21 protein-coding genes are annotated in these 21,950 nt (G+C 70.2%); 12 read left to right on the forward strand and 9 right to left on the reverse strand.

Features of this window, described 5'->3' with window-relative positions; translation table 11 throughout:
• The first annotated feature begins 177 nt into the window (after positions 1–177).
• Complete coding sequence (icd, locus tag GRX01_RS07960) at positions 178–1,440, forward strand: isocitrate dehydrogenase (NADP(+)) (protein ID WP_159665302.1); 1,263 nt, start codon at positions 178–180, stop codon at positions 1,438–1,440.
• Between the two features lie 181 nt (positions 1,441–1,621).
• Here the strand turns inward: icd and GRX01_RS07965 are convergent, their stop codons facing one another.
• Positions 1,622–2,971 carry an NAD(P)/FAD-dependent oxidoreductase gene (locus GRX01_RS07965; RefSeq protein WP_159665305.1) on the reverse strand — a complete coding sequence of 450 codons (1,350 nt, stop codon included), beginning with the start codon at positions 2,969–2,971 and terminating at the stop codon, positions 1,622–1,624.
• Between the two features lie 127 nt (positions 2,972–3,098).
• Here GRX01_RS07965 and GRX01_RS19130 point away from each other — a divergent pair, with 127 nt between their 5' ends.
• From GRX01_RS19130 to GRX01_RS07985, 4 genes are all read left to right on the forward strand, one after another.
• Entirely contained in the window at positions 3,099–3,395 is a 297-nt protein-coding gene (locus GRX01_RS19130; protein ID WP_159665308.1) for a hypothetical protein, read from the forward strand.
• 81 nt (positions 3,396–3,476) lie between these two features.
• Positions 3,477–4,010 (forward strand): DUF5815 family protein, encoded by a 534-nt coding sequence (locus GRX01_RS07975; RefSeq protein WP_159665311.1) that lies wholly within the window; start codon positions 3,477–3,479, stop codon positions 4,008–4,010.
• 215 nt (positions 4,011–4,225) lie between these two features.
• A complete protein-coding gene (gene carB, locus GRX01_RS07980) occupies positions 4,226–7,579 on the forward strand; it encodes a carbamoyl-phosphate synthase large subunit (RefSeq protein WP_159665330.1) in 3,354 nt (1,117 codons plus the stop codon).
• Positions 7,580–7,651: 72 nt separating this feature from the next.
• Positions 7,652–8,305, forward strand: a complete 654-nt coding sequence (locus tag GRX01_RS07985; protein WP_159665333.1) for an HD domain-containing protein — start codon at positions 7,652–7,654, stop codon at positions 8,303–8,305.
• Positions 8,306–8,340: 35 nt separating this feature from the next.
• Here GRX01_RS07985 and GRX01_RS07990 read toward each other — a convergent pair whose 3' ends face one another.
• Positions 8,341–9,162 carry an NAD(+)/NADH kinase gene (locus GRX01_RS07990; protein WP_159665336.1) on the reverse strand — a complete coding sequence of 274 codons (822 nt, stop codon included), beginning with the start codon at positions 9,160–9,162 and terminating at the stop codon, positions 8,341–8,343.
• Between the two features lie 203 nt (positions 9,163–9,365).
• Here GRX01_RS07990 and GRX01_RS07995 point away from each other — a divergent pair, with 203 nt between their 5' ends.
• Both GRX01_RS07995 and GRX01_RS08000 read left to right on the forward strand, forming a co-directional pair.
• Positions 9,366–10,787 carry a KaiC domain-containing protein gene (locus tag GRX01_RS07995; RefSeq protein ID WP_321167968.1) on the forward strand — a complete coding sequence of 474 codons (1,422 nt, stop codon included), beginning with the start codon at positions 9,366–9,368 and terminating at the stop codon, positions 10,785–10,787.
• A gap of 308 nt (positions 10,788–11,095) precedes the next feature.
• Positions 11,096–11,584: a universal stress protein gene (locus GRX01_RS08000; RefSeq protein ID WP_159665342.1), complete on the forward strand. Its 489-nt coding sequence runs from the start codon at positions 11,096–11,098 to the stop codon at positions 11,582–11,584.
• 78 nt (positions 11,585–11,662) lie between these two features.
• Here the strand turns inward: GRX01_RS08000 and GRX01_RS08005 are convergent, their stop codons facing one another.
• Together GRX01_RS08005 and GRX01_RS08010 are read right to left on the reverse strand one after the other, a co-directional pair.
• Positions 11,663–12,367 (reverse strand): class I SAM-dependent methyltransferase, encoded by a 705-nt coding sequence (locus GRX01_RS08005; RefSeq protein WP_321167969.1) that lies wholly within the window; start codon positions 12,365–12,367, stop codon positions 11,663–11,665.
• A 123-nt stretch (positions 12,368–12,490) separates the two neighbouring features.
• Positions 12,491–12,883 carry a PPOX class F420-dependent oxidoreductase gene (locus tag GRX01_RS08010; RefSeq protein WP_321167970.1) on the reverse strand — a complete coding sequence of 131 codons (393 nt, stop codon included), beginning with the start codon at positions 12,881–12,883 and terminating at the stop codon, positions 12,491–12,493.
• 233 nt (positions 12,884–13,116) lie between these two features.
• Here GRX01_RS08010 and GRX01_RS08015 point away from each other — a divergent pair, with 233 nt between their 5' ends.
• Both GRX01_RS08015 and GRX01_RS08020 read left to right on the forward strand, forming a co-directional pair.
• Complete coding sequence (locus GRX01_RS08015) at positions 13,117–13,389, forward strand: MarR family transcriptional regulator (protein ID WP_159665345.1); 273 nt, start codon at positions 13,117–13,119, stop codon at positions 13,387–13,389.
• Positions 13,390–13,526: 137 nt separating this feature from the next.
• On the forward strand, positions 13,527–14,441 hold the full coding sequence (locus tag GRX01_RS08020) for a glycosyltransferase family 2 protein (protein WP_159665348.1): 915 nt from the start codon (positions 13,527–13,529) through the stop codon (positions 14,439–14,441).
• A 39-nt stretch (positions 14,442–14,480) separates the two neighbouring features.
• On the opposite strand, the gene GRX01_RS08025 is transcribed toward GRX01_RS08020, so the two are convergent.
• The 4 genes from GRX01_RS08025 to GRX01_RS08040 form a co-directional block, all read right to left on the reverse strand.
• Positions 14,481–15,314, reverse strand: coding sequence for an amidohydrolase family protein (locus GRX01_RS08025; protein ID WP_159665350.1), 834 nt, complete (start codon positions 15,312–15,314; stop codon positions 14,481–14,483).
• 165 nt (positions 15,315–15,479) lie between these two features.
• On the reverse strand, positions 15,480–16,112 hold the full coding sequence (locus GRX01_RS08030; protein WP_159665353.1) for a trimeric intracellular cation channel family protein: 633 nt from the start codon (positions 16,110–16,112) through the stop codon (positions 15,480–15,482).
• Between the two features lie 3 nt (positions 16,113–16,115).
• Complete coding sequence (locus tag GRX01_RS08035; protein ID WP_321167971.1) at positions 16,116–16,940, reverse strand: SAM hydrolase/SAM-dependent halogenase family protein; 825 nt, start codon at positions 16,938–16,940, stop codon at positions 16,116–16,118.
• Positions 16,941–16,947: 7 nt separating this feature from the next.
• The gene (locus tag GRX01_RS08040) at positions 16,948–17,508 is read right to left on the reverse strand and encodes a nicotinamide-nucleotide adenylyltransferase (protein WP_159665356.1); all 561 of its coding nucleotides are present in this window, start codon (positions 17,506–17,508) and stop codon (positions 16,948–16,950) included.
• 166 nt (positions 17,509–17,674) lie between these two features.
• On the opposite strand from GRX01_RS08040, the gene lonB reads away from it, so the two are divergent.
• The 3 genes from lonB (at position 17,675) to GRX01_RS08055 (ending at position 21,325) form a co-directional block, all read left to right on the forward strand.
• Positions 17,675–19,801 carry an ATP-dependent protease LonB gene (lonB, locus tag GRX01_RS08045; protein ID WP_159665359.1) on the forward strand — a complete coding sequence of 709 codons (2,127 nt, stop codon included), beginning with the start codon at positions 17,675–17,677 and terminating at the stop codon, positions 19,799–19,801.
• A 9-nt stretch (positions 19,802–19,810) separates the two neighbouring features.
• Positions 19,811–20,725, forward strand: coding sequence for a CPBP family intramembrane glutamic endopeptidase (locus tag GRX01_RS08050; RefSeq protein ID WP_321167972.1), 915 nt, complete (start codon positions 19,811–19,813; stop codon positions 20,723–20,725).
• Positions 20,726–20,977: 252 nt separating this feature from the next.
• Entirely contained in the window at positions 20,978–21,325 is a 348-nt protein-coding gene (locus tag GRX01_RS08055) for a hypothetical protein (protein WP_159665362.1), read from the forward strand.
• 50 nt (positions 21,326–21,375) lie between these two features.
• Here GRX01_RS08055 and GRX01_RS08060 read toward each other — a convergent pair whose 3' ends face one another.
• Complete coding sequence (locus GRX01_RS08060; RefSeq protein WP_159665365.1) at positions 21,376–21,867, reverse strand: MGMT family protein; 492 nt, start codon at positions 21,865–21,867, stop codon at positions 21,376–21,378.
• Positions 21,868–21,950 lie beyond the last annotated feature (83 nt).

Consider the following 21,950-nt stretch of genomic DNA (forward strand, 5'->3'; position numbering starts at 1 on the left):
CCCGTCAACGGGACGATCGACCAAATAACCGGAGGGCGGGTCCCCATGGCGAGTATCGGAACGGCGTTCGGTGGCGTCGTCCGCCGACCGGTTACCGACGTTCATCCCCCGAGTTAGTCGCCGGGAGACGGAGAACGGCAGGCTTTTTCGCGCGCCCTCGGAACTCGCCTGTAGCCTATGAGCTACGACATCGCCGAACGCCCCGAGGAGGGCGAGGTCATCACCCTCGCCGACGAGGAGACGGGCGAACTCGACGTTCCCGAGAACCCGATCATCCCGATCATCCACGGCGACGGTATCGGCACCGACGTCGGTCCCGCCGCCCAGAAGGTACTGGACGCGGCCGCCGAGGCCACGGGCCGCTCCATCGCCTGGATGCGCGTATACGCCGGCGAGTCCGCCCGCGAGAAGTACGACGAGAACCTGCCCGAGGAGACCGTCGAGGCGTTCCGCGAGTTCCGCGTCGGCATCAAGGGACCGCTGACGACGCCCGTCGGCTCCGGCTTCCGCTCGCTCAACGTCGCGCTGCGGAAGACGCTCGACCTGTACGCGAACGTCCGACCCACCTACCACCTCGACGGCGTCCCCTCGCCGGTCAAGAACCCCGGCGAGATGGACATGGTCACGTTCCGGGAGAACACCGAGGACGTGTACGCCGGCATCGAGTGGGAGGCCGGCACCGACGAGGTCGAGGAGGTCCGCGAGTTCGTCGAGGACGACATGGGATTCGACTCGACCATCCACGACGGCCCCGTCGGTATCGGCGTCAAGCCCATCTCCGAGTTCGGGTCCAAGCGCCTCATCCGCCAGGCGATCGACTACGCGGTCAAGAACGACCGCGACTCGGTCACGCTCGTCCACAAGGGGAACATCATGAAGTTCACCGAGGCCGCCTTCCGCGACTGGGGCTACGAGGTCGCCGAGGAGGAGTACGGCGAGGACGTGATCACCGAGGACGAGCTGTGGGACGAGCACGACGGCGAGCAGCCCGAGGGCACGGTCGTGGTCAACGACCGCATCGCCGACAACATGCTCCAGCAGCTCCTCACGCGGACGGACCAGTACGACGTCATCGCGACGATGAACCTCAACGGCGACTACATGTCCGACGCCGCGGGCGCCCAGATCGGCGGCCTCGGCATCGCGCCGGGCGTCAACTACGGCGAGGGCAAGGCGCTGGCCGAGCCGGTCCACGGCTCCGCCCCGAAGTACGCGGGCGAGGACAAGGTCAACCCGACCGCGATGATCCTCTCGGGCCGCGAGATGCTCGACTACCTCGGCTGGAACGACGCCGCGGACCTCGTCCGCGACGCCGTCGAGGAGCAGATCAGCGAGGGTCGCGTCACCTACGACCTCGAACGGCAGCGCGAGGGCGCCACGAAGCTCGCCACCTCCGAGTTCGCCGAGGAGGTCGTCGAGCGCATCCACGACCTCGCGTAAGCGGGTCGCACCGCTCGGCCGGACGCATCGGCCGAACCCGATACCGCGCGCCCGCCGTTCGCGGCGCGTCCACGACTGCACCGCTGTTCTTTCGCCATCGCCGCGTACGGACGCCCGTGAGCGACGGTCACACCGACGGTGATCGTCGCGCGCCCGCACGACGGAACCGTTCCGGGGACGATCAGCTCGGGGACGATCGGTTCCCGAGGATCCGGTCGGCGCACTCGTAGCCCGCGACGACGCCGCCGTTCAGACTTCGCTCGGGGTACTGCGCCTCGCTTGCCATTCCCGCGTAGTACAGTCCGTCGGCGACGTCGTCCGCGAGGTCGTAGGGGACGACCATCTCGCGGTAGCCGCGCTCGTAGACGGGCGCCGCCCGCGGCGCGCGGGCGATGCGGAACTGCGAGACCGAGTCGCGCGAGAAGTCCGGGAACATCTCCTCCACGTGGTCGAGCCAGCGCTCCTCCACCTCCGCGTCGCTCGCGTCCCAGAGCCACTCGTCGGGCGACTGGACGTAGCTGGCGACGTACAGGAGGTGGTCGCCGCCGTAGCGCTCGGGCGGCACGAAGTTCGTGTGCTCGATGAGCGCGCCGAACGGGGCGTCGTGGCCGATGTTGAGCCAGTAGGTGTCCGTCAGCGGTTCGTCCATCGTCGCGACCGCACAGACGGCGCCCTGGAAGTCGATGTCGCAGACGTAGCCGGTGAGGTCCTCCAGCACGTTCGGCATCGTCGCGACGACGACGCCGTCGACGGCCTCCGTTCGCGTCTCGCCGTCCCGCTCGACGGTGATCGCGGAGACCGCGTCGCCCTCGCTGTCGCCAGCCTCGTGGACGTCGAGGTCGACGACGCGGGCGTTCGTCTCGATGTGCTCGCGGCCCACGTCGTCGATCAGCGCGTCGATGACGGGCGCGAAGCCGCCGTCGAAGTAGCCGAGGATCTCCCCGCGAAGGAGGTCGCGCTCGCCGCGGAACTTCACCCGACCGAGCAGCCACGCCGCGCTCACGTCGTCCTTGCGGGAGCCGAACTTCGCGTCCAGCAGCGGCTCGAAGAAGTTCTCGTACACGCCGCGAGAGGTGTGGTCCAACAGGAAGTCCCTGATAGGCACGTCCTCGAAGTCCGCGAGGTCGTCGTAGGTGTCGAAGGAGGGGATCCCGCCGCGCACGTCGATCTCGAGGGTGAGCATCCCGAGGCGGAACTTGTCGTACACGCTCATGTGCGGGTACGCGAGGATCTGCCAGGGGGTGTCCAGCGGATGGACGACGCCGTCGACGTAGTACGCGTTCTTGCCGACCAGCCACTCCAACCGGTCGCCCAGCCCGAGGTCCTCGGCCAACTCGACGATCGTCTCCTCGGACTTCGAGAGGTGGTGGTAGAACTGCTCGATGTCGTCTCCCGCGGTCTCGTAGGTGCGCGCGAGCCCGCCCAGCGCGTCGTCGCCCCCGGCCTCGTAGACCGTCACCTCGCGGCCGTTCGCGCGCAGGCGACGTGCGGCGGCCAGCCCCGCGATGCCGCCGCCGACGATAGCGATCATGTCGGAGCGTGCGCGACGGCGTGGCAAGTCGCTTGTGGATGGTCGGCGGGAGGAAGTCGACGGCGGGACTCGACGCGGCGCCGACGCGGCGAGAACGTTGAAATCGCTGGCGAGCGAACACGGCGGCATGGCAGACGAGGACATCGAAGTGGACGTCGAGGTGGAGATCGAGGTCGACAGCGACGAACTGGAGGTCGAGGTCGGCGACGCCGCTGAGTACGAGGCCGAACTGGAGACCGACGGGCTGGAGATCGAGATCGAAGTCGAGGTGGAACGCGGCGGCGACGAGCACGGCGAGCACGAGCCCGGGGAACACGAGGGGGAGGACGAGCCGGACGAGGTCGGCGAACCGAGCCACGAGGCCGAGCCGGACGGGAACACCGACCGGGACTCGGAGGGGGAGGAGCACGAGACCGACGGGTAGCCGTCGCCCAGGGTCGTGGCCGACCGAAGCCGAGTCGCCGACGAACGCGCTTTTTAACCCACGCGGCCGCCAACGACGGGTATGAGCGAACCGCGCGTCCCCGGAGGCGGGGACGACGCCGTCGAGTTGCCCTGCGGCGAGACGCGGGCGCTGTCGGTGTTCGACCTCGGCATGCGCGAGTACGACTGCGCCTGTGGGGCGACCCACGGCGTCGTCACCGACGTGAACCCCCCCGAGCGCTTCCTCCCGGAGTTCCTCGTCACGACCCTCCGGGAGGCCGTCGAGACGACCAGCGAGGAGATGCCCGAGTTCGGGACCCCACACCTGATGGGGGTCGTGCTGGAGGAGTTCCCCGAACAGGTGACGGCCGTCGACGCCAGCGAGAACCCCGACATGGGGTACTCGATGCTGTGGGTGACCGAGTTCGACTCGCGGCGCCTTCACGAGATCATCGTCGAGTTGGTGATCGAGCTGATGGAGCACGCGGTGAGTCACGCCGACGACTCGACCGCGATGACGCAGTTCGAGGAGAAGATGCTGCAGTTCGACGTGGCGGAGTTCGTCGACCAGTACCGCGCGGAGCGGGACCTCGACGCCGACGACGTGTACGTCTGACATCGACGGTCCGTCCGATCCCGCGACGTGTCCGTCCCTCCCCGTGGAGCGGCGTTCTCGCCACGGTTCCGACCCCGGCCGGACAGCGACTGCGACGGGGAACGAGGCCGCGCTGTGAGGTGTGGCACACCGCCTCATTACGAATTTCGTAATGACACTACGAAAATCGGTGCAAGTCGTCGGCCTTATTACGATGAGCGCACTCGGTGGCGGTAATGAGTCAGGACACCGACGGGGAGGACCGCACTATCCTCCTCATCGGCAGCGGGCCCATCCAGATCGGACAGGCGGCAGAGTTCGACTACTCCGGCGCGCAGGCGTGTCGCGCGCTGCAGGAGGAGGGCGCGCGAGTCGTCCTCGTCAACTCCAACCCGGCGACGATCATGACGGACCCCGAGATGGCGGACAAGGTGTACATCGAGCCGATCACGGTCGAGGCGATCTCGGAGGTCATCGCGAAGGAGACGCCCGACGGCGTCATCGCCGGCCTCGGCGGGCAGACCGGCCTCAACGTCACGGCCGAGCTGGCCGAGGAGGGCGTGCTCGAGGAGTACGACGTGGAGATCATGGGCACGCCGCTGGACACCATCTACGCGACCGAGGACCGCGACCTGTTCCGGCAGCGGATGGAGGAGTTGGGCCAGCCGGTCCCCGCCTCGACCACCATCTCGCTGGACGAGGGTGAGTCGGTTGCGGCCCTTACCGAGGAGAGCTTGCGCGAGCGCGTCGAGGACGCCGTCGACGCCGTCGGCGGCCTCCCGGTCATCGCGCGGACGACCTACACCCTCGGCGGGAGCGGGTCGGGCGTCGTCGACGAGATGGAGGAGCTGATCGACCGCGTTCGGAAGGGGCTCCGCCTCTCGCGCAACTCCGAGGTGCTCATCACCGAGTCCATCTCCGGGTGGGTCGAGCTGGAGTACGAGGTGATGCGCGACGCTGACGACTCCTGTGTCATCATCTGCAACATGGAGAACCTCGACCCGATGGGCATCCACACGGGCGAGTCGACAGTCGTCACGCCCTCGCAGGTCATCCCCGACGACGGCCACCAGGAGATGCGCGACGCCGCGCTCGAAGTGATCCGCGACTTGGGGATCCAGGGCGGCTGTAACATCCAGTTCGCGTGGCGCGACGACGGCACGCCCGGCGGCGAGTACCGCGTCGTGGAGGTGAACCCCAGGGTGTCGCGCTCCTCCGCGCTGGCGTCGAAGGCGACGGGCTACCCCATCGCCCGCGTCACCGCGAAGGTCGCGCTCGGCAAGCGCCTCCACGAGATCACAAACGAGATCACCGGCGAGACGACCGCGGCGTTCGAGCCCGCGATCGACTACGTCGTGACGAAGGTGCCGCGCTGGCCCATCGACAAGTTCGAGGACACCGACTTCACGCTCTCGACGGCGATGAAGTCGACCGGCGAGGCGATGGCGATCGGCAGGACCTTCGAGGAGAGCCTCCTGAAGGCGCTTCGCTCGTCGGAGTACGACCCCGCCGTCGACTTCGGCGATCTCGAGGACGACGAGCTCACCGAGGAGTACCTCGTCCGTCCCAGCCCCGACCGGCCGTACGCGATGTTCGAGGCGTTCGAGCGCGGCTTCTCGATCGACGAGGTCGTCGAGGCGACGGGCATCTACGAGTGGTACGTCGAGCGGTTCGCCCGCATCGTCGAGGCGAGCAAGGAGGTCGTCGACGGCGAGTTCACGCCCGCGGCGACCGCCGGCTTCACGAACGCGGAGATCTCGGCGCTCGCGGGCAACGTCTTCGAGGACAGCAGCCTCACGTGGCTCCCCGAGACGCGCGGCGCCTGGCGCACCGCGGAGGCGACGGAGGCGGCCGCCGCGGGCGCCGCCGGCATCGAGACGACCGACGACGGGGTGCCGGTGTCGGCCGCCCGCGCTGGCGTGGGCCAGGTCGAGGCGGACGTGCCCGGCCGGACGTACAAACAGGTCGACACCTGCGCCGGTGAGTTCGAGGCGTCGACGCCGTACTACTACTCCTCGCGCAAGCCGGAGTGGTTCTCCGGCCCCTACGAGGGCGACGCCGCAGCGGGCGAACTCCGCGTGAACCGCGACGCCGAGAGCGTGGTCGTCGTCGGGGGCGGCCCGATCCGCATCGGCCAGGGCGTCGAGTTCGACTACTGCTCGGTCCACGCGGTCCGCGCGCTCCGGGAGGCGGGCATCGAGGCGCACGTCGTCAACAACAACCCCGAGACGGTGTCCACCGACTACGACACCTCCGACGGCCTGTTCTTCGAGCCCATCACCGCCGAGGAGGTCGCCGACGTGATCGAGGCGACCGCCGCCGACGGGGTCATGATCCAGTTCGGCGGACAGACCTCCGTCGACATCGGCGAGCCGCTTCGCGACGAACTGGAGCGCCGCGGCGTCGACTGCGACATCATGGGCACCTCGGTCGAGGCGATGGATCTGGCGGAGGACCGCGACCGGTTCAACCGCCTCATGGACGAGCGCGGCATCGCCCAGCCCGAGGGTGGCAGCGCCACCAGCGAGGAGGAGGCGCTGGAGCTCGCTCGGGAACTGGGCTACCCGGTACTGGTCCGCCCGAGCTACGTGCTCGGCGGTCGCGCGATGCGCGTCGTCGACGACGACGCGGAGCTGAAGGAGTACATCGAGGAGGCGGTCCGCGTCTCCCCGGACAAGCCGATCCTCGTCGACGAGTTCCTCGCGGACGCGATCGAGCTCGACGTGGACGCCGTCTCGGACGGCGAGGACACCCTCATCGGCGGCGTGATGGAGCACGTCGAGGCAGCGGGCGTCCACTCGGGCGACTCCGCATGCGTCATCCCGCCGCGCTCGCTGGACGCGGAGACGATGACCCGCGTGCGCGAGGTGACCGAGGAGATCGCCGACGCGCTCGACACGGTCGGCCTCATGAACGTGCAGCTCGCTGTCCGCGACGGCGAGGTGTACGTGCTGGAGGCGAACCCGCGCTCCTCGCGCACGGTTCCGTTCGTCTCGAAGGCGACGGGCGTCCCGATCGCGAAGCTCGCCGCGCGCGTGATGGCCGGCGAGTCGCTGGCGGACATGGACATCGACGAGGCCGTCCCGGAGCACTACTCGGTGAAGGAGGTCGTCCTGCCGTTCGACCGCCTGCCGAACTCGGACCCGCGCCTCGGTCCCGAGATGAAGTCGACGGGCGAGGTGATGGGGACGGCGAGCGACTTCGGCGTCGCCTACGGGAAGGCCCTCGACGCGGCCGGACAGCGGCTCCCCGACGGGGGGACGGTCGCCTTCGAGACGGTCGGCGACAGCCTCCCGCTGAAGGCCACCGAGGAGTACGAACACCTCCGTGCGGGGCTGGAGGAGTACTACGATATCGAGCCCATCGGCGACATCGAGGAGGCGCTGCGCCGCGGCGACATCGACCTGCTGATCTCCGACGAGGTAGACGCGCTGCGCGCGGCGGTCTCCGAGGAGGTCGCGTACCTCTCGACGACCGAGTCGGTCGAGGCCTCGCTGGAGGCGCTCGCCTCCCGCGGAAAGGACCTGGACGTGCTCGCGGTCTCGGAGCGCCCCCGCCGCTTGGAGGCGTGGGGACGCGCGGACGACTGAGGCGCGCGACGACCCGATCCGTCGACCGTAGCCGCGACCCGTTTTTTCACCGTTTCCCGCGTACGGCCGCACATGAGCGACGACCCGACCGACCACGCGGGCGCTCCCGACGGTTCCGACCGACTCCCCGCGGATCTCGCCGACGTGTTCCCGGCGTACGACGAGATCGAGGACCCCGACCTCCGAGACGGAGTCCGCGACGCGTACGCCCTCGCGCTTGCCGAGACCGGGTGGGACGACCTCCGGGCGGTGCCGTGGCTCCCGGACGAGCAGGCGCGCCTCGGGCTCCCCGACGAGACGAACGTCGAGCACGTCAACGACGTGGCCGCGCTGTCGACGGCGCTGGCCGACGGGTTGCTCGAACGTCGACCGGACATCGGCCTCGACCGCGATCTCGTCGTCGCGGGCGCGCTCGTCCACGATATCAGCAAGCTGTACGAGTTCTCCCCCGAGGGCGTGGGCGGGGTCGCCCCCGGAGACGACGAGCCGGCCGCGGACGGGTCACACGGCACCGACTACTACGATCTCCTCGGCCACCCGTACGTCGGCGTCCACGTCTGTGAGGCCGCGGGGCTGCCGGTCGTGGTGTCGCATATCGTCCTCTCACACACCGGACGGACGAACGTGGAACCGGCGACGATCGAGGCCGCGGTCGTCAAGCGCGCGGACGAGGTCGCCGCCGCTGCGATACGATCGCGGGCGCTGGCGGACCTGCGCGACGCGTGACTCGGTCGTCCGGAGGGCGTCGGCCGCTCCCCGCGTTACTGTAGCTTCCCGAGCGCCTCGAAGAAGTCCGAGGAGGGCCCGGCGACCCGGACCGGCGGCTCCGTCGTCGCGACGGTCACCTCCGTGGGCACGTCGAGGGTGCGCTGTCCCCGGCCGTCGGTGATGACGACGGCCTCGTCGGCGTCGGTGAGCGTGACGCTCACCGCGGCCCCGGGATCCGCAAGCAACGGGGGCATGCCTCCCTCGGCGCACATCTCGGTGACGACGAGGCCGTCGACCGACGGATGGACGAGCGGTCCGCCCTCCGAGAGGTTGTACGCCGTCGATCCCGTCGGGGTCGCGACGAGCACGCCGTCGGCGTGGCCGCTGGAGTACAGCGAGCCGTCGACGCGAACCTCGTAGCCGACGCCGCCGCCGCGGCCCCGACGGGCGCCCTGCACGACGACCTCGTTTGCCGCCGGCTCCGAGCGCCAGCCGTCACACTCGGCGGCGAGGCGAGGAGCCTCGCGCACGCGCATTCCCTCGCCGCGGAAGGCCTCGACCTCCGCGAGCACGGCGTCGACGGCTTCCTCGGGGGCGACCGCGTTGAGAAAGCCAACCTCGCCGAGGTTCACGCCCAGGATCGGCACGCCGCCGGCGCCGCGGGCCGCGAACAGGAACGTCCCGTCGCCGCCGACGGAGACGACGAGGTCGACGCCGTCCATCTCTGCGACGGGGATCCCATCGAGGCCCAGCGCGTCGGCGGTCGCCTCGTCGACGGCGACGCGCACGTCGACCTCGCGGAGCCTGTCGCGGAGGTCCTCCGCGAGGAACGCGGCGCGGTTGTTCCCCTTCTGGGCGACGATGCCGACTTCCATACGCGCCCGTCGCCGTCCCCGGGCAAAAAGCCATCCGACAGCGGCTCGCCGTCCACACGGCGCCCTCGACTGCGCACTGGGGAACATTCATGCCCGCGGACCGTCTCCGGGGTGACGATGAGCGAACGACCGACGACGCCGTACGCCGTCCACGACACGCCGCGGCCGGCGCCAGTCGGTTGGATTCGCCGGGGGAACCGACCGTGAGCGACGACGACGACTGGTTCGAACGCGCGCTCCGTGAAGCCGACCGGGACGACGGGGGGGAAGCGGAGGGCGGCGATGCGGAAACGGGGCCGGACGAGGATCGGACGGACGATAGCGACGCCGGGACGGACGCCGAACGGACGGACGTCGGGGACGCGGCCGCCGACACTGAGACGCCGGATCCCGCCGACGAGGACGTGTTCGGCGGCGGGGAGTTCGGCGGGGACGGCTTCGACGGAGACGAGTTCGGCGGGGACGGCTTCGACGGAGACGAGTTCGGCGGCGAGGAGTTCAGTGAGGACGGGTTCGATGGCGAGGGGTTCGATGGGGACGGATTCGGCGGCCTCGACGGAAACGGCGGCGTCGACGACGGCGGAGGAGCTCCGGACCGTCCGACGGGGGACGCGGAGGACGACCGGGCGACCCCGCCGGCAACCTCGGACGACGCCGACCCGTTCGGCGGCGCGAGCGGCGAGCCTGCGGACGGTGCGACCGCCGGCCGCGACCCCATCGACGGCGACGGCGGCCCGGCGAACGACCCGTTCGGTGAGGACTTCGGCGCCGCGATGGAGCGGTCGCCCGGAGCGGGCGGACCGGACGCCGGCGCGCCGGGAGGGGGCGGCGCCGACTTCGGCGGCGGCTTCGGGAACTTCGGTGGCGGGGCCGGCGGCGACGACTTCGGGGGCGGCCCGGAGTTCGACGAGGAGGAGTTCGACTCCGACATCGACCGCATCGACGTCGGGATCGAGGGCCTCGACGAGATGATCCTCGGCGGGGTTCCCGAGCGGTCGCTGATGGCGGTCATCGGGAGCGCGGGGACGGGGAAGACGACGTTCGGGCTCCAGTTCCTCAACGAGGCGCTGGAGAACGACGGCGACGCGGTGTACATCACGCTGGAGGAGTCCAAGGAGGCGATCCTCTCGACGGCCGAGGAGAAGGGGTGGGAGTACCGGCGGTACGCCGAGGAGGACCGGCTCGCAGTCATCGCCATGGACCCCATCGAGATGGCGAACTCGCTGGACTCCATCCGGGACGACATCTCCCGGCTGATCACCGACTTCGGGGCCGACAGGCTCGTCCTCGACTCGGTGTCGCTGCTGGAGATGATGTACGACAGCCCGAGCAAGCGGCGCTCGGAGGTGTTCGACTTCGCCCGCTCGCTGAAACAGGCCGGCGTGACGACGATGCTGACGAGCGAGGCCTCCCAGGAGAACGCCTACGCCTCCCGCCACGGCATCGTCGAGTACCTCACCGACGCCGTGTTCGTCCTCCAGTACGTCCGCCCGTCGGACTTCCGTGAGACCCGCCTCGCCGTCGAGATACAGAAGATCCGCGACGCGAACCACTCGCGCGAGACGAAGCCCTACGAGATCATGAACGACGGCATCTCCGTGTACCGACAGGCGAACATCTTCTGACCGACCGTCGTTCCGACGGGGGAGGAGTTCGATCGGCCGGCCGAGGACCCGATCGACCGGTCTCTACCGTGTAGGGTCGCAGTCCTCACCCAGCGACAGGCCGTGTTCGTCCCGTGTTCTCGCTGTCATTGCCTGCCGTCGATCGTCGCACACGCCTGTCGCCCCGCCGGCGACGGATCGCGATCCATCACGAACGTCGACAATGTAATGGATATTCATACGCTATTCGTCTGTAACGGTCGATGATTTCGTTGTATTCGGCGCATGTATGGACAAATATTTGGTGATGGGGCCCTATTGGTGTAGTAATGGCAACTACGAGTTCGAGCATCGACGCGGCGGACACGCGGGCGGTCGGGTCGGGCGCGGCGGCCGGCACGTTCGACCGGGTGCTTCTCGCGGTCGACGACGACACGGACGATCGGGTACGCGACGTGGCGGTCTCGCTGGCCGCCGCACACGGCGCCGAGTTGGACGCGCTGTCGGTCGTTCGGATGGACGCGTCGGTGGACCACTGGGACATGGTCGTCGAGCGGCGCGAGGAGGAGGCGGAGACGGCGCTCGACGCCGTCGGCGACGCCGGTCGGAAGGCGGACGTACCGGTACACAAGCGGCTCCGCTACGGCACGCCCTCGGCGGAGATCGGCCTGTACGCCGACGGCAACGACGTGGACCTCGTCGTCGTCCCCGAGCCCGACCGGAGCGGGCTCAAGCGGCTGTTCTCCCCGTCCAACCTGGCGAGCAACGTGCGGGACGCGACCGCCGTTCCGGTCGTCTCCGTGCCGACGAACGAGTGACGAGCGGCGGTAGCTGTGCGTGGCGACGGCCGACGACGTGGTGACCGGATACGACGGAGCCGCCGCCGATCCGGCGGGTCAGACCTCGGTCGTCCAGTAGGAGACGGAGGAGAGCTTCTCCCCCAGAGCGTTCGAGCCGACCGCCCCATCGAGCGACCAGAACGGGTCGGCGACCGCGTTGGGGACCTCGCGGTAGAAGCCGTAGGGGAACACGAAGTCGTGGTCGGCACGACGGAGACGCAACCCGGCGCCGTCGATGAGCCGCTCGACCTCCTCGCGACCGTACAGGCGCGAGCCCATCGGCAACGCCCAGTTGTACAGGACGCGGAACGAGGACCCGCGGAACGTGTCGAAGAAGACGACGTCCTTGGAGACGCGAGCCATCTCCGCGAGGAACTTCGCCGGGGTGTCCGCGAGGTGGAAGAAGCGCATCGCGAACACGGCGTCGAAGTGGTCGTCGGGGAACGGCAGCCGGGCGGCGTCGCCGCGCATGAACTCGACGGTCGACTCGAGGCCGGCGCGGCGGGCCTTCTCCCGGCCCTGCGCCAGCATCGCGTCGGAGATGTCGAGGCCGACGATGTCGGCGCCCCGCTCGGCGAGCATCACGGTGAACCGGCCGGTGCCGCAGGCGATCTCGAGCACGCGCTCGTCCTCGACCGGCCCGAGCGCCTCGAGCACGGCGCGCTTCTCGCGGCGGTCGATGAGCCGCCCGCCCTTCGAGAACCGCTTGTCGTCGTACTCCTCGGCGACCGAGTCGGCCTGGTACCACTCCTGGCCCTTCACACTACACTCGACTGCTCGGGCGAGCGGTAAAACGATACTGATAGCCCGACGACCGGGACGCCGTCGGCTGACCTCGCCCGTCCCCGGTTCCCGTTGGGCATCCGGCCGCGGTTGCCGGATCGATCACCCGCTGGTGACGATCCGCTCCGTCGGGATACGAACGATGACACGCGGTCCGGACTCCTCGCCGTGATGCGGGTACTCGTCGACGTCGAAGTACCGTCGGGCCAGCTCGTCGATGTGTTCGACGGCCCCCTCCTCGGTGAGCTCGGCCTCGCCCATCACGGACACGTAGCGGTACGGGTCGTCGGGGTCGGTGACCGAGAGCCCGACCTTCGGGTTGTTCCGAACGTTCCGTTCCTTGCGTCGCCCGCGGGCGGTGTTCACGAGCACGTACTCCCGGTCCTCGTGGTCGACCCACACCGGCGTCACCTGCGGGGTGCCGTCCGGCATGACCGTCGAGAGGTGGGCGAACGACTCCGACTCGAAGATGTCGACGTGTGACTCGGGGATCACGCCGGCACACTCGTCCGGAGATCACTTGGTCGTTCGCGTCCCGTCGCTCCCGTCCGCGCCATCGCGGTCGGTCCATAGCGTCGCCTCCGACGCACGTGTCGACGCGAGTATCGGGAGACGGCGCCGCCTTCCACCCCCTCACGATCGGCTTCTTATAATGAGTATAAGGGATATGGAGGGGTTGCACTTGTATTGAGGCAACCTTTACCATCACCCTCGGACTTCGGACGGGTATGAGCACCAGTACCGCGGACCCGGACGCCGCAGACGCGCTCACCGACACGGAGTATCGCGACCTCCTCAGGGATCTGCCCCCGAGCGCGAAGCTCGTCGCCAAGGTCCTCGAGGGCGATGCGCCGCTCTCGCAGGGCCAGTTGGCCGAGGAGTCGCTGCTGCCCGACCGCACCGTGCGCTACGCGCTCAACCGGCTGGAGGAACAGGGACTCGTCGGCTCGCGCTACTCGTTCAAGGACGCGCGCAAGCAGGTCTACTACCTGAACCGCTGACCGGTCGACCGTCCACCTGAACCGCAGACCGTTCGAACGCCACCGCGGGCCCTCGAGGGCGCCGTCGTCCGCTGTGCGTTCGGCTCGACCCCGGCGCGAAACCCCTCTTTTAAGTCTCCGACCGCCTATCTCCGGCTATGGAGATCTCGGTCGTCGTCCCGACGCTCAACGGTCGGGACAGGCTGGCGACGGCCCTCGACGCCCTGTCGGCCGTCGCGCCGAACGTGGAGGTGATCGTCGTGAACGGTCCCTCCGCCGACGGGACGACCGGGATGGTGCGCGACCGCGACGACGTGGACGTCCTCGTCGAGATCGCGGCGCGCAACGTGAACGTCGCCCGCAACGCGGGCCTCGAGGTGGCGAACGGGGACGCGATCGCGTTCCTCGGCTACGACCACGAACTCGAGCCGGGGTGGCGCGAGGCGGTCGAGGAGGCGTTCGCCCGGGGCGCGTCGGTCGTCACCGGACCCCTGCGCCGGACGGTGCGCGGCGGCGCGACCAGCGACGGGCTCGAGCGTCGTCGGATCGCCGACCGGGAAGTGTCGTACTTCAACGGCCGCAACGTCGTCTTCGCGCGGCACGTCCTGGAGGAGTTGGACGGCTTCGACGAGTACCTCGAGACCGGCGGCGCCCGCGACGCCGCCCACCGCCTCGCCGGGATGGACGTGGACGTGACCTGGCGGGGCGACGTCGCGGCCAGACGCCCCACGGAGGCCACAGACGGGGGGATCGAGCGCCGCGACCTCGGGTGGAAGTACCGGGCGCTCGCGTACCGGCTCACGAAGAACTACGGGCTCCGTCCGACGGTGCTCCGCCGAACGATCGGCCACGCCGTCGGCGACGCCGCGGACGCGATGCGCGACGTCCTCGGCGGCGACGCGACTCCGACCTCGTGGGCGCGGAACGGACGCGACGTGGTCGGGGGTATCTCCACGGGTGCGTCCGACGGCCTCGTCGCCCGCGCGCGCGACCGCTCCCCGAAGCGAAATCCCAACGGGGTCACCGCGCGCGCCGACCGGGCCGTCGCGCGGTACGACCGGCGAACGGACTAGGCGATCGATGCGGGGTCGGACCGGACGGTCGGTGCGGAGTCAGGCGTCGGCGCCGGGCGCCAGTCCCTCGATGACGCGCGCGGCGTTCTTCGAGAGCGCGCGGTCGAGCAGGTCCTCGGGCACGTCGAGCGTGAGCACCTCCATCACGCCCACGTCCGGGTGCGTGTCGGGCGCGCCCGAGCCGAACAGGACGCGATCGGGGTGTTCCAGCAGTCCGCGTTCGAGAACGTCCCGGAACCGCACGAACGCGGTGTCGAGGTACAGGTCGTCGTAGGAGTCCAACAGCTCCAGCGCCTCGTCCATCAGCGCCCGGTCGAGGGGGTAGCCGCCGAACGACGAGAGGATCGTCGGAAAGTCGTACGACAGCACCGTCTCGGCGACCACGTCGGGCGGATAGCCGCGCCCGGCGTGGACGAGCACAGGTTCGCCGGCGGCCGCGATCTGGTCGAGCGTCGCCTCCGTGGGAAGTCCGTCGTTGATCGGGTCGAGCACGAAGCCGTGGAGGCGGCTGTCGTAGGCGTACTGCTCGACGTCGCCGGGGTCGGTGTGGTGATCCGCCGGGGCGGCGGCGAGGTTGCGCAGCCTGGAGACCGCGGAGTCGCCGGGATCGCGGGGACCGTTCAGCCGCGCCATCGCGCGGAACGGTCGATCGACCGAGAGGCGCGCGACGGCGTTGTTCGCGCGGAGGTACCCCTCGCCCGCCGGGCGCGGCCCCGGGGAGACGGCCGACAGCACGACGCCCGCCTGGTGCATCTCGCGCTGGAGTCGCTCGGGGGAGATGTCGCGCCCCCGAGAGGCGACGACGGCTCCGTCGTCGGGGTCGAGGCGGGCGTGCACGTCGACCACACGGAACCCGTGCTCTAACTCCAGCATCTACCAGTTCCCAACGACGCGCTCGACTTGAGTGTTGCAGTCTCCAGTTGCGCCCGACACCCCGGGCGGTCAGGTACGTTCGGCGGACGTTCGGCCCTCGACCCACACACGACTCGCGCGCGACCGTTCCCCGTCTCGCGTCAAGTCGATCGGACGACCCCCGAGTCAGACGGTCGGCAGCGACCACCCGCGCCGAACCGCGACGACCCGGAGGACGAACACGCCGACTGCGACCCCGAGCGTCGCCGTCGCGCCCCGAACGCCGGCCGCCGCGGCGACGACGTAGGCGGCGCCGCCGAGCAGCGCGGGCGTCGCGTAGAAGTCCTCGCGGAGCACGACCGGCGTCCGCGTGAGCAGCAGGTCAGACAGCGAACCGCCGCCGACGCCGGTGAGCGTCGCGGTGACGACGACGCCGAACGCCGAGAGGCCGGCGTCGGCGCCGACGGCCGCGCCCGAGGCGGCGAACGCCGCGAGCCCGACCGCGTCGGCGACGAGGAACGCCGAGTGATCGCGGACGCGGCCCGTTCCTCCGGTCAGCGCCCACGCGACGAGGAGGCCGACGCCGACGCCCGCGAGGACGACGAGCACGTCGCCGGTCGAGCGAAGCGCGGCGGGGACGCGTCCGACGAGCACGTCCCGGATTGTGCCGCCGCCGAGCGCGGTGAGGACGCCGAGGGTCGCGACGCCGAAGGGGTCGAGGTCCGCGTCGGCGCCCTTGAGCGAGCCCGCGACGGCGAACGCAAGCAGGCCGACGAGGTTCATCGCGGCGACCGCGGCGGCGGCGGAGACGACGCCCATGGGTCAGGCCGTCGGCACCGTCGCCGCGATGGCCTCCTCGAACGAGAGCGTCACGGCCCGCCCCGGCGCCAGGTCGAACGCCTCGTCCCCGCGTCCCTGGTTCGCGTCGCACTCCACGAAGCCGTGGCTGCCGACGGTGACCAACGGGTCGTGTTTGTCCACGTCGGCGAACGTCTCGACGACCGGCACCTCCCGGGTCCCTGCGGCCGTCTCGACGGCGATGGTCTCGCCGACGCGTCCGTCGAGGAACGAGCCGGGGACGTTGGTGATCGCGTTGCCGAAGTCGTCGACGACGAGCACCTCCCCGGCGGCCGTCTCGGCCTCCACCCACGCCTCGGGAAGCGCGTAGTCGTCGTACTCGTCGGTCCGCGAGAGGCCCTCAAGCGACTCGATCGCGTCGACGCCGGCCTCGTGGACGCGGGCGGCGGTCGGCGCGAACACGTCCCGTCCGTGGAAGGTGCTGGACCTGGGGTCGTCGTCGTCGACCGCGAACACCTCGATCCCCCCGTCGGTATCGCCGTCGTCGGCCGCCGCCAGCGCCCTCGCGGGCGGGAGGAGACAACCGTTGTCCGGGCCGACGAGCGCGTGATCGCCCGCGCGAACGCAGACTGCCGCGCGGTCGGTGCCGACGCCGGGGTCGACGACGACGAGGTGGACACCGGGCGGGAACTCCGGGAGGACGAAGCGCAGCCAGAAGGCGGCCGCGCGGGGGTCGCCCTGCGGGAGGTCGTGCGTGACGTCGACGAGGTCGGTCACGCCGCGCGAGCGGAGCACTCCCTTCATCGCGGCGGGGTACGGGCTGCCGAAGTCGGATGCGAGCGTCAACACGGGTGGATCACTCCGGGTCGGGGGCCGCGTCGCGGTCGGTCGGTACGCCGTCGTTCGCGCCGTTGGCGTCCGAGGAGGCCACCTGTCGGATGCGGTCGACGCCGTCGATCTCCTCGATCGTCCCGGCGACCTCGTCGGGGACGAGCCCCTTCCAGCCGTCGCCGCGGATCATGCGCTGGCGGAGCTCGCTGCCCTCCAACACCTCGCGTCGGAACATCGGCGACGAGCGAACCTCGACGCCGGCCTCCTCGAACAGTCGGACCACGAGCGGGTTGTTGGAGTACGCCACGTCGAACTTCGGCGACATCGACTGGACGTGGCTCACCCACACGGAGTTGCGCTCGAGGTCCTCGATCGGAACCACGTACGTCGTCACGTCCAGATCCCCCAACGCCTTCGTCACCATCATGACGCGCTCGCCGGCGGTGAACGGGTTGCGACGGGTGTGCGAGTCGCCCGCCGAGCCGATGCCGAGAACGATCTCGTCCACCTCGTCGGCGATCTCCTCGACCATGTGGTGATGGCCGTTGTGGTACGGCTGGAACCGCCCGATGTAGAACCCCCGCATGCGTGGACGTATCTCGTGGCGAGTTTAAAAGCCCGGCGAGAGGCGCGGATGCCATCGAACGGCGTCATCAGGGCCTCTGTTGCCGGTTCCCGTTCGGGCGGGCGGGACTCACAGGGGGAGAAAGTATATGAATCGACGGACCCTGTTTATCGGTAGCGACGATTCTATGAGCAACGATCGAAACGACAGCCGGGACGGCGGTGATGTCCTGGATCCGGAGGACGCCCCCGACGGCGGCGGTCCCGACTCGAACGGGACCGGCGGCGGGAGGTCCGGCGGAACGACCGGCGGTCGGTCGGTGGGCGCCTCCAACGATCCCTCCGAACAGGAGGCGGACATCGACGACCTCGGGAGCGACGTCGAGATCGACGCCGAGATCGACGAGGAGATCGCGGAGGACCACCTCCTCGGCGGCCTCAGGATCGACTCGACCGACGACATCGAGGTCCCCGATCGTCTGGTCGACCAGGTGATCGGACAGGAGCACGCCCGCGACGTGGTCATGAAGGCGGCCAAACAGCGGCGCCACGTCATGATGATCGGCTCGCCCGGGACGGGCAAATCGATGCTCGCGAAGGCGATGTCCGAACTGCTCCCGAAGGAGGAGCTACAGGACGTGCTCGTGTATCACAACCCCGACGACGGCAACAATCCCAAGGTGCGGACTGTGCCGGCGGGCAAGGGCGAACAGATCGTCGAGGCCCACAAGGAGGAGGCCCGGAAGCGCAACCAGATGCGCAGCTTCCTCATGTGGATCATCATCGCGGTGGTGCTGGGCTACTCGCTGCTCGTCGTGAGCAACATCCTGCTCGGCATCCTCGCGGCCGGTATCATCTACCTCGCGTTCCGGTACGGCTCCCGGGGCTCGGACTCGATGATCCCGAACCTCCTCGTCAACAACGCCGACGAGCAGTCGGCGCCGTTCGAGGACGCCACCGGCGCCCACGCCGGCGCGCTGCTGGGCGACGTTCGCCACGACCCGTTCCAGTCGGGCGGGATGGAGACGCCGAGCCACGACCGCGTCGAGGCCGGCGCCATCCACAAATCGAACAAGGGCGTCCTGTTCGTCGACGAGATCAACACCCTCGACATCCGGTCCCAGCAGAAGCTGATGACCGCGATCCAGGAGGGCGAGTTCTCTATCACCGGGCAGTCCGAGCGCTCCTCGGGAGCGATGGTCCAGACGGAGCCGGTGCCGACGGACTTCATCATGATCGCGGCGGGGAACCTCGACGCGATGGAGAACATGCACCCGGCGCTGCGCTCGCGCATCAAGGGGTACGGCTACGAGGTGTACATGGACGACACCATCGACGACACCCCCGAGATGCGGCGCAAGTACGCCCGCTTCGTCGCCCAGGAGGTGGCCAAGGACGGTCGCCTCCCGGCGTTCGCCGACGAGGCCATCGAGGAGCTCATCCTCGAGGCGCGCCGTCGCGCGGGCCGGAAGGGACACCTCACGCTGAAGCTGCGGAACCTCGGCGGGCTCGTCCGCGTCTCGGGCGACATCGCCCGCGGCGAGGACGCCGAGGTCGTCACCCGCGACCACGTGCTGCAGGCGAAGGGGCGCTCGCGCTCGATCGAACAGCAGCTCGCCGACGACTACATCGAACGCCGCAAGGACTACGAGCTGCAGGTCGCCGACGGCTTCCAGGTCGGCCGCGTGAACGGCCTCGCCGTCATGGGCGAGGACTCGGGTATCATGCTCCCGGTCATGGCCGAGGTCACCCCCTCGCAGGGGCCGGGACAGGTGATCGCCACGGGGCAGCTCCAGGAGATGGCCGAGGAGGCCGTCCAGAACGTCTCGGCGATCATCAAGAAGTTCTCCGACGAGGACATCACCGAGAAGGACATCCACATCCAGTTCGTCCAGACGGGCCAGCAGGGCGTCGACGGCGACTCGGCGTCGATCACGGTCGCCACGGCCGTCATCTCGGCGCTGGAGAACGTCGGCGTCGACCAGAGCCTCGCGATGACGGGGTCGCTGTCGGTCCGGGGCGACGTGCTTCCGGTCGGCGGCGTCACCCACAAGATCGAGGCGGCCGCCAAGTCCGGCTGCGACCGCGTCATCATCCCGAAGGCGAACGAGCAGGACGTGATGATCGAGGACGAGTACCAGGAGATGGTGGAGATCATCCCGGTCTCGCACATCTCGGAGGTGCTCGACATCGCGCTGGAGGGCGAGCCCGAGAAGGACTCGCTGGTCGCCCGGCTCAAGAGCATCACCGGCTCCGCGCTGGAGAAGACGGGCGAGGGCGCCGGCGCCGGCCCGACCAGCCCCAGCCCGCAGTAGCGACCCGACGTGACGCGCTGGACGGCGTTCGCCGGCCTGACGGGCGTCGTCCTCCTCCTGTTGCTCGGCCTCGCGCGGCTTTCCGCGGCGCAGTTCTCCTCGACCCCACAGCCCGACCGCCGCGAGCGGGTCGGCGGCGACGGCGGCGACTCCCGATGGGCCCCGGAGGACGCGGCACCCGCGGCGCCGTCGCCGTCCCACCCGGCATACGACACCGCCCCGACGCTCTCCACGCCGGAGCGTAGCCCCGTCGCCGCCGGTGGAGCGGAGGCGTCGATGTCGCCGGGCGCACTGCTCGCGAACGTCGCGCTCTCCCAGGGGCTGTTCGGCGCGATGCTCGTCGCCGCCGCGGTGTGGGCCGGGGTGCCGGCGGCGGCGCTCGGGCTCGTGCCGCCCGCGACGGCGACGGACGTGGCACTCGGGGCCGGCCTCGGGGCGACGCTGTGGCTCGCCAGCGAGGCGGCCGGCCGCCTCGCGGAACGTGTCGGGATCGAGGTGAACGAGTCGCTCCGGGGCGCACTCGCGCCCGACACCGCCCTCGGGTGGGCGGTGCTCCTGCTCGCGGTGTTGCCGACGGTCGCGCTGTTCGAGGAGTTCCTCTTTCGTGCGGCGCTGGTGGGTGCGCTCTCTGTCGGGCTCGACGCGCCGGCGTGGCTCCCGGCGGCGGTCCTCGGGACCGACCCGTGGCCGTGGCTGCTGGCGGGCGCCTCCTCGGTCGCGTTCGCGCTCGGGCACGGCGCCCAGGGTCGCGCCGGGATCGTCGCCACGGGCGTGCTGGGGTTCGTTCTCGCGGGGGCGTTCGTGCTCACCGGGAGCTTCGCGCTCGTCGCCGTCGCACACTACGTCGTCAACGCGGTCACGCTCGTCGTCCACGAGTTCGACCCGGCCACGCTCGGCGCCGGACCCGCCCGCGCCCGTCGGTAAGCGTCTCTCACGGGTACCCACGCGCCCCCGTGTGCTGACCGAACGCGGTCGCACGTGGAACACGGCCGCCGGGGCCGAGGTGGACCGACCCGACGGCTCGGACCGCCGGGTCCCGGGCCCGAGTCCGCGCCTGCCCGCGGGAACCTCATCCGAACGCGGCAGCGACGGCGCCGGCACCGGCGTTGGACGCGCGACCGACGGACGGCAGACGCACCCGTCGCACTTACGTCGATCCCGCTCCCGTCATGCGGTATGCACGTTTCGAACCGTGGCGTCGACCTGTCGGCCTGGGCGGCGGTGTTCCTCGCCTGTGCCGCCGTCTTCGTCGGCGTCAGCGGGTGGGTCCGTGGGCTGGTCCCCGCGGACATGGCGGTCGGGGCGGCGATGCTGGCGGTCGGCGTCCTCGCGAGTCAGCGGACGATGTGGCTCCACAGCGCGCCCACCGAGGCCGGCGCGCTCTCGAACGCCGGGCTGTTCGCGCTCGCGGCGGGCGCGAAGATCGGCGGCGTCGAGGTGGGTCTCGGCCCCCTCGAAACCGCCGGGGAGGCGCTGTTCCTCATCGCCCTCGCCTACTACCTCGTCCGGGCGTACGGCCGCTAACGCCACGCTCGCCGGCCCGGTCAACAGTCCGACTGACGCCCCCTTCGCGGTCAGAACGACCTGACTCCCTCTATCTCCCTGAGCCGGGCGGCCGTCGCCTCGGGCGTCGCCCCCGCGGCGTCGCGGACCCGGTGATCCGGGACGACGATCGGGAGCGGATTCGCGCGCAACGCCTCCCGCGCGAGTTGGAGGTCCGTCTCCTCCTCGTGATCGAGCCCCGCGGTCATCCTCGCGATCCGCGCGAGGTCGACCGACTCGCCGTAGGGGACGTTCCGAACCGACTCCAGTACCGACCGCTGATCGGTCGGGACGGTGAGGGCGATCTCGACGTCGGCGAAGTCGTCCTCGGCGCCGTCGAGGTACTCCTGAATTCGGTCCAACAGCGCGTGGTCGGCGGCGGCGTCCGCCGAGAGCGCCTCCGGGAGGGTGACGGAGATGAGCCGTCCGCTCGCGGTCCCCAGTTCGACCGCGCGGTCGATCGCGTCGTACTCGCGTCCGAACACGCCGGTGTCGCCGACGCCGGCGCCCGTGTCCGCTGTCATATCGGATCGAAGGCGACGACGGCGTTTGAATCCACCCCTGCCCCACCGACGCAACACTTTTGAACGAAAGAGCCCACCGATGT

This window comes from Halobaculum saliterrae, from assembly GCF_009831625.1.
Lineage (GTDB): Archaea > Halobacteriota > Halobacteria > Halobacteriales > Haloferacaceae > Halobaculum > Halobaculum saliterrae.

What these genes read in the sequence shown, in the direction of transcription:
- icd (WP_159665302.1), top strand. Translation starts at nt 178, where the DNA reads ATGAGCTACGACATCGCCGAACGCCCCGAGGAGGGCGAGGTCATCACC.
- GRX01_RS07965 (WP_159665305.1), bottom strand. Translation starts at nt 2,971, where the DNA reads ATGATCGCTATCGTCGGCGGCGGCATCGCGGGGCTGGCCGCCGCACGT.
- GRX01_RS19130 (WP_159665308.1), top strand. Translation starts at nt 3,099, where the DNA reads ATGGCAGACGAGGACATCGAAGTGGACGTCGAGGTGGAGATCGAGGTC.
- GRX01_RS07975 (WP_159665311.1), top strand. Translation starts at nt 3,477, where the DNA reads ATGAGCGAACCGCGCGTCCCCGGAGGCGGGGACGACGCCGTCGAGTTG.
- carB (WP_159665330.1), top strand. Translation starts at nt 4,226, where the DNA reads ATGAGTCAGGACACCGACGGGGAGGACCGCACTATCCTCCTCATCGGC.
- GRX01_RS07985 (WP_159665333.1), top strand. Translation starts at nt 7,652, where the DNA reads ATGAGCGACGACCCGACCGACCACGCGGGCGCTCCCGACGGTTCCGAC.
- GRX01_RS07990 (WP_159665336.1), bottom strand. Translation starts at nt 9,162, where the DNA reads ATGGAAGTCGGCATCGTCGCCCAGAAGGGGAACAACCGCGCCGCGTTC.
- GRX01_RS08000 (WP_159665342.1), top strand. Translation starts at nt 11,096, where the DNA reads ATGGCAACTACGAGTTCGAGCATCGACGCGGCGGACACGCGGGCGGTC.
- GRX01_RS08015 (WP_159665345.1), top strand. Translation starts at nt 13,117, where the DNA reads ATGAGCACCAGTACCGCGGACCCGGACGCCGCAGACGCGCTCACCGAC.
- GRX01_RS08020 (WP_159665348.1), top strand. Translation starts at nt 13,527, where the DNA reads ATGGAGATCTCGGTCGTCGTCCCGACGCTCAACGGTCGGGACAGGCTG.
- GRX01_RS08025 (WP_159665350.1), bottom strand. Translation starts at nt 15,314, where the DNA reads ATGCTGGAGTTAGAGCACGGGTTCCGTGTGGTCGACGTGCACGCCCGC.
- GRX01_RS08030 (WP_159665353.1), bottom strand. Translation starts at nt 16,112, where the DNA reads ATGGGCGTCGTCTCCGCCGCCGCCGCGGTCGCCGCGATGAACCTCGTC.
- GRX01_RS08040 (WP_159665356.1), bottom strand. Translation starts at nt 17,508, where the DNA reads ATGCGGGGGTTCTACATCGGGCGGTTCCAGCCGTACCACAACGGCCAT.
- lonB (WP_159665359.1), top strand. Translation starts at nt 17,675, where the DNA reads ATGAGCAACGATCGAAACGACAGCCGGGACGGCGGTGATGTCCTGGAT.
- GRX01_RS08055 (WP_159665362.1), top strand. Translation starts at nt 20,978, where the DNA reads ATGCACGTTTCGAACCGTGGCGTCGACCTGTCGGCCTGGGCGGCGGTG.
- GRX01_RS08060 (WP_159665365.1), bottom strand. Translation starts at nt 21,867, where the DNA reads ATGACAGCGGACACGGGCGCCGGCGTCGGCGACACCGGCGTGTTCGGA.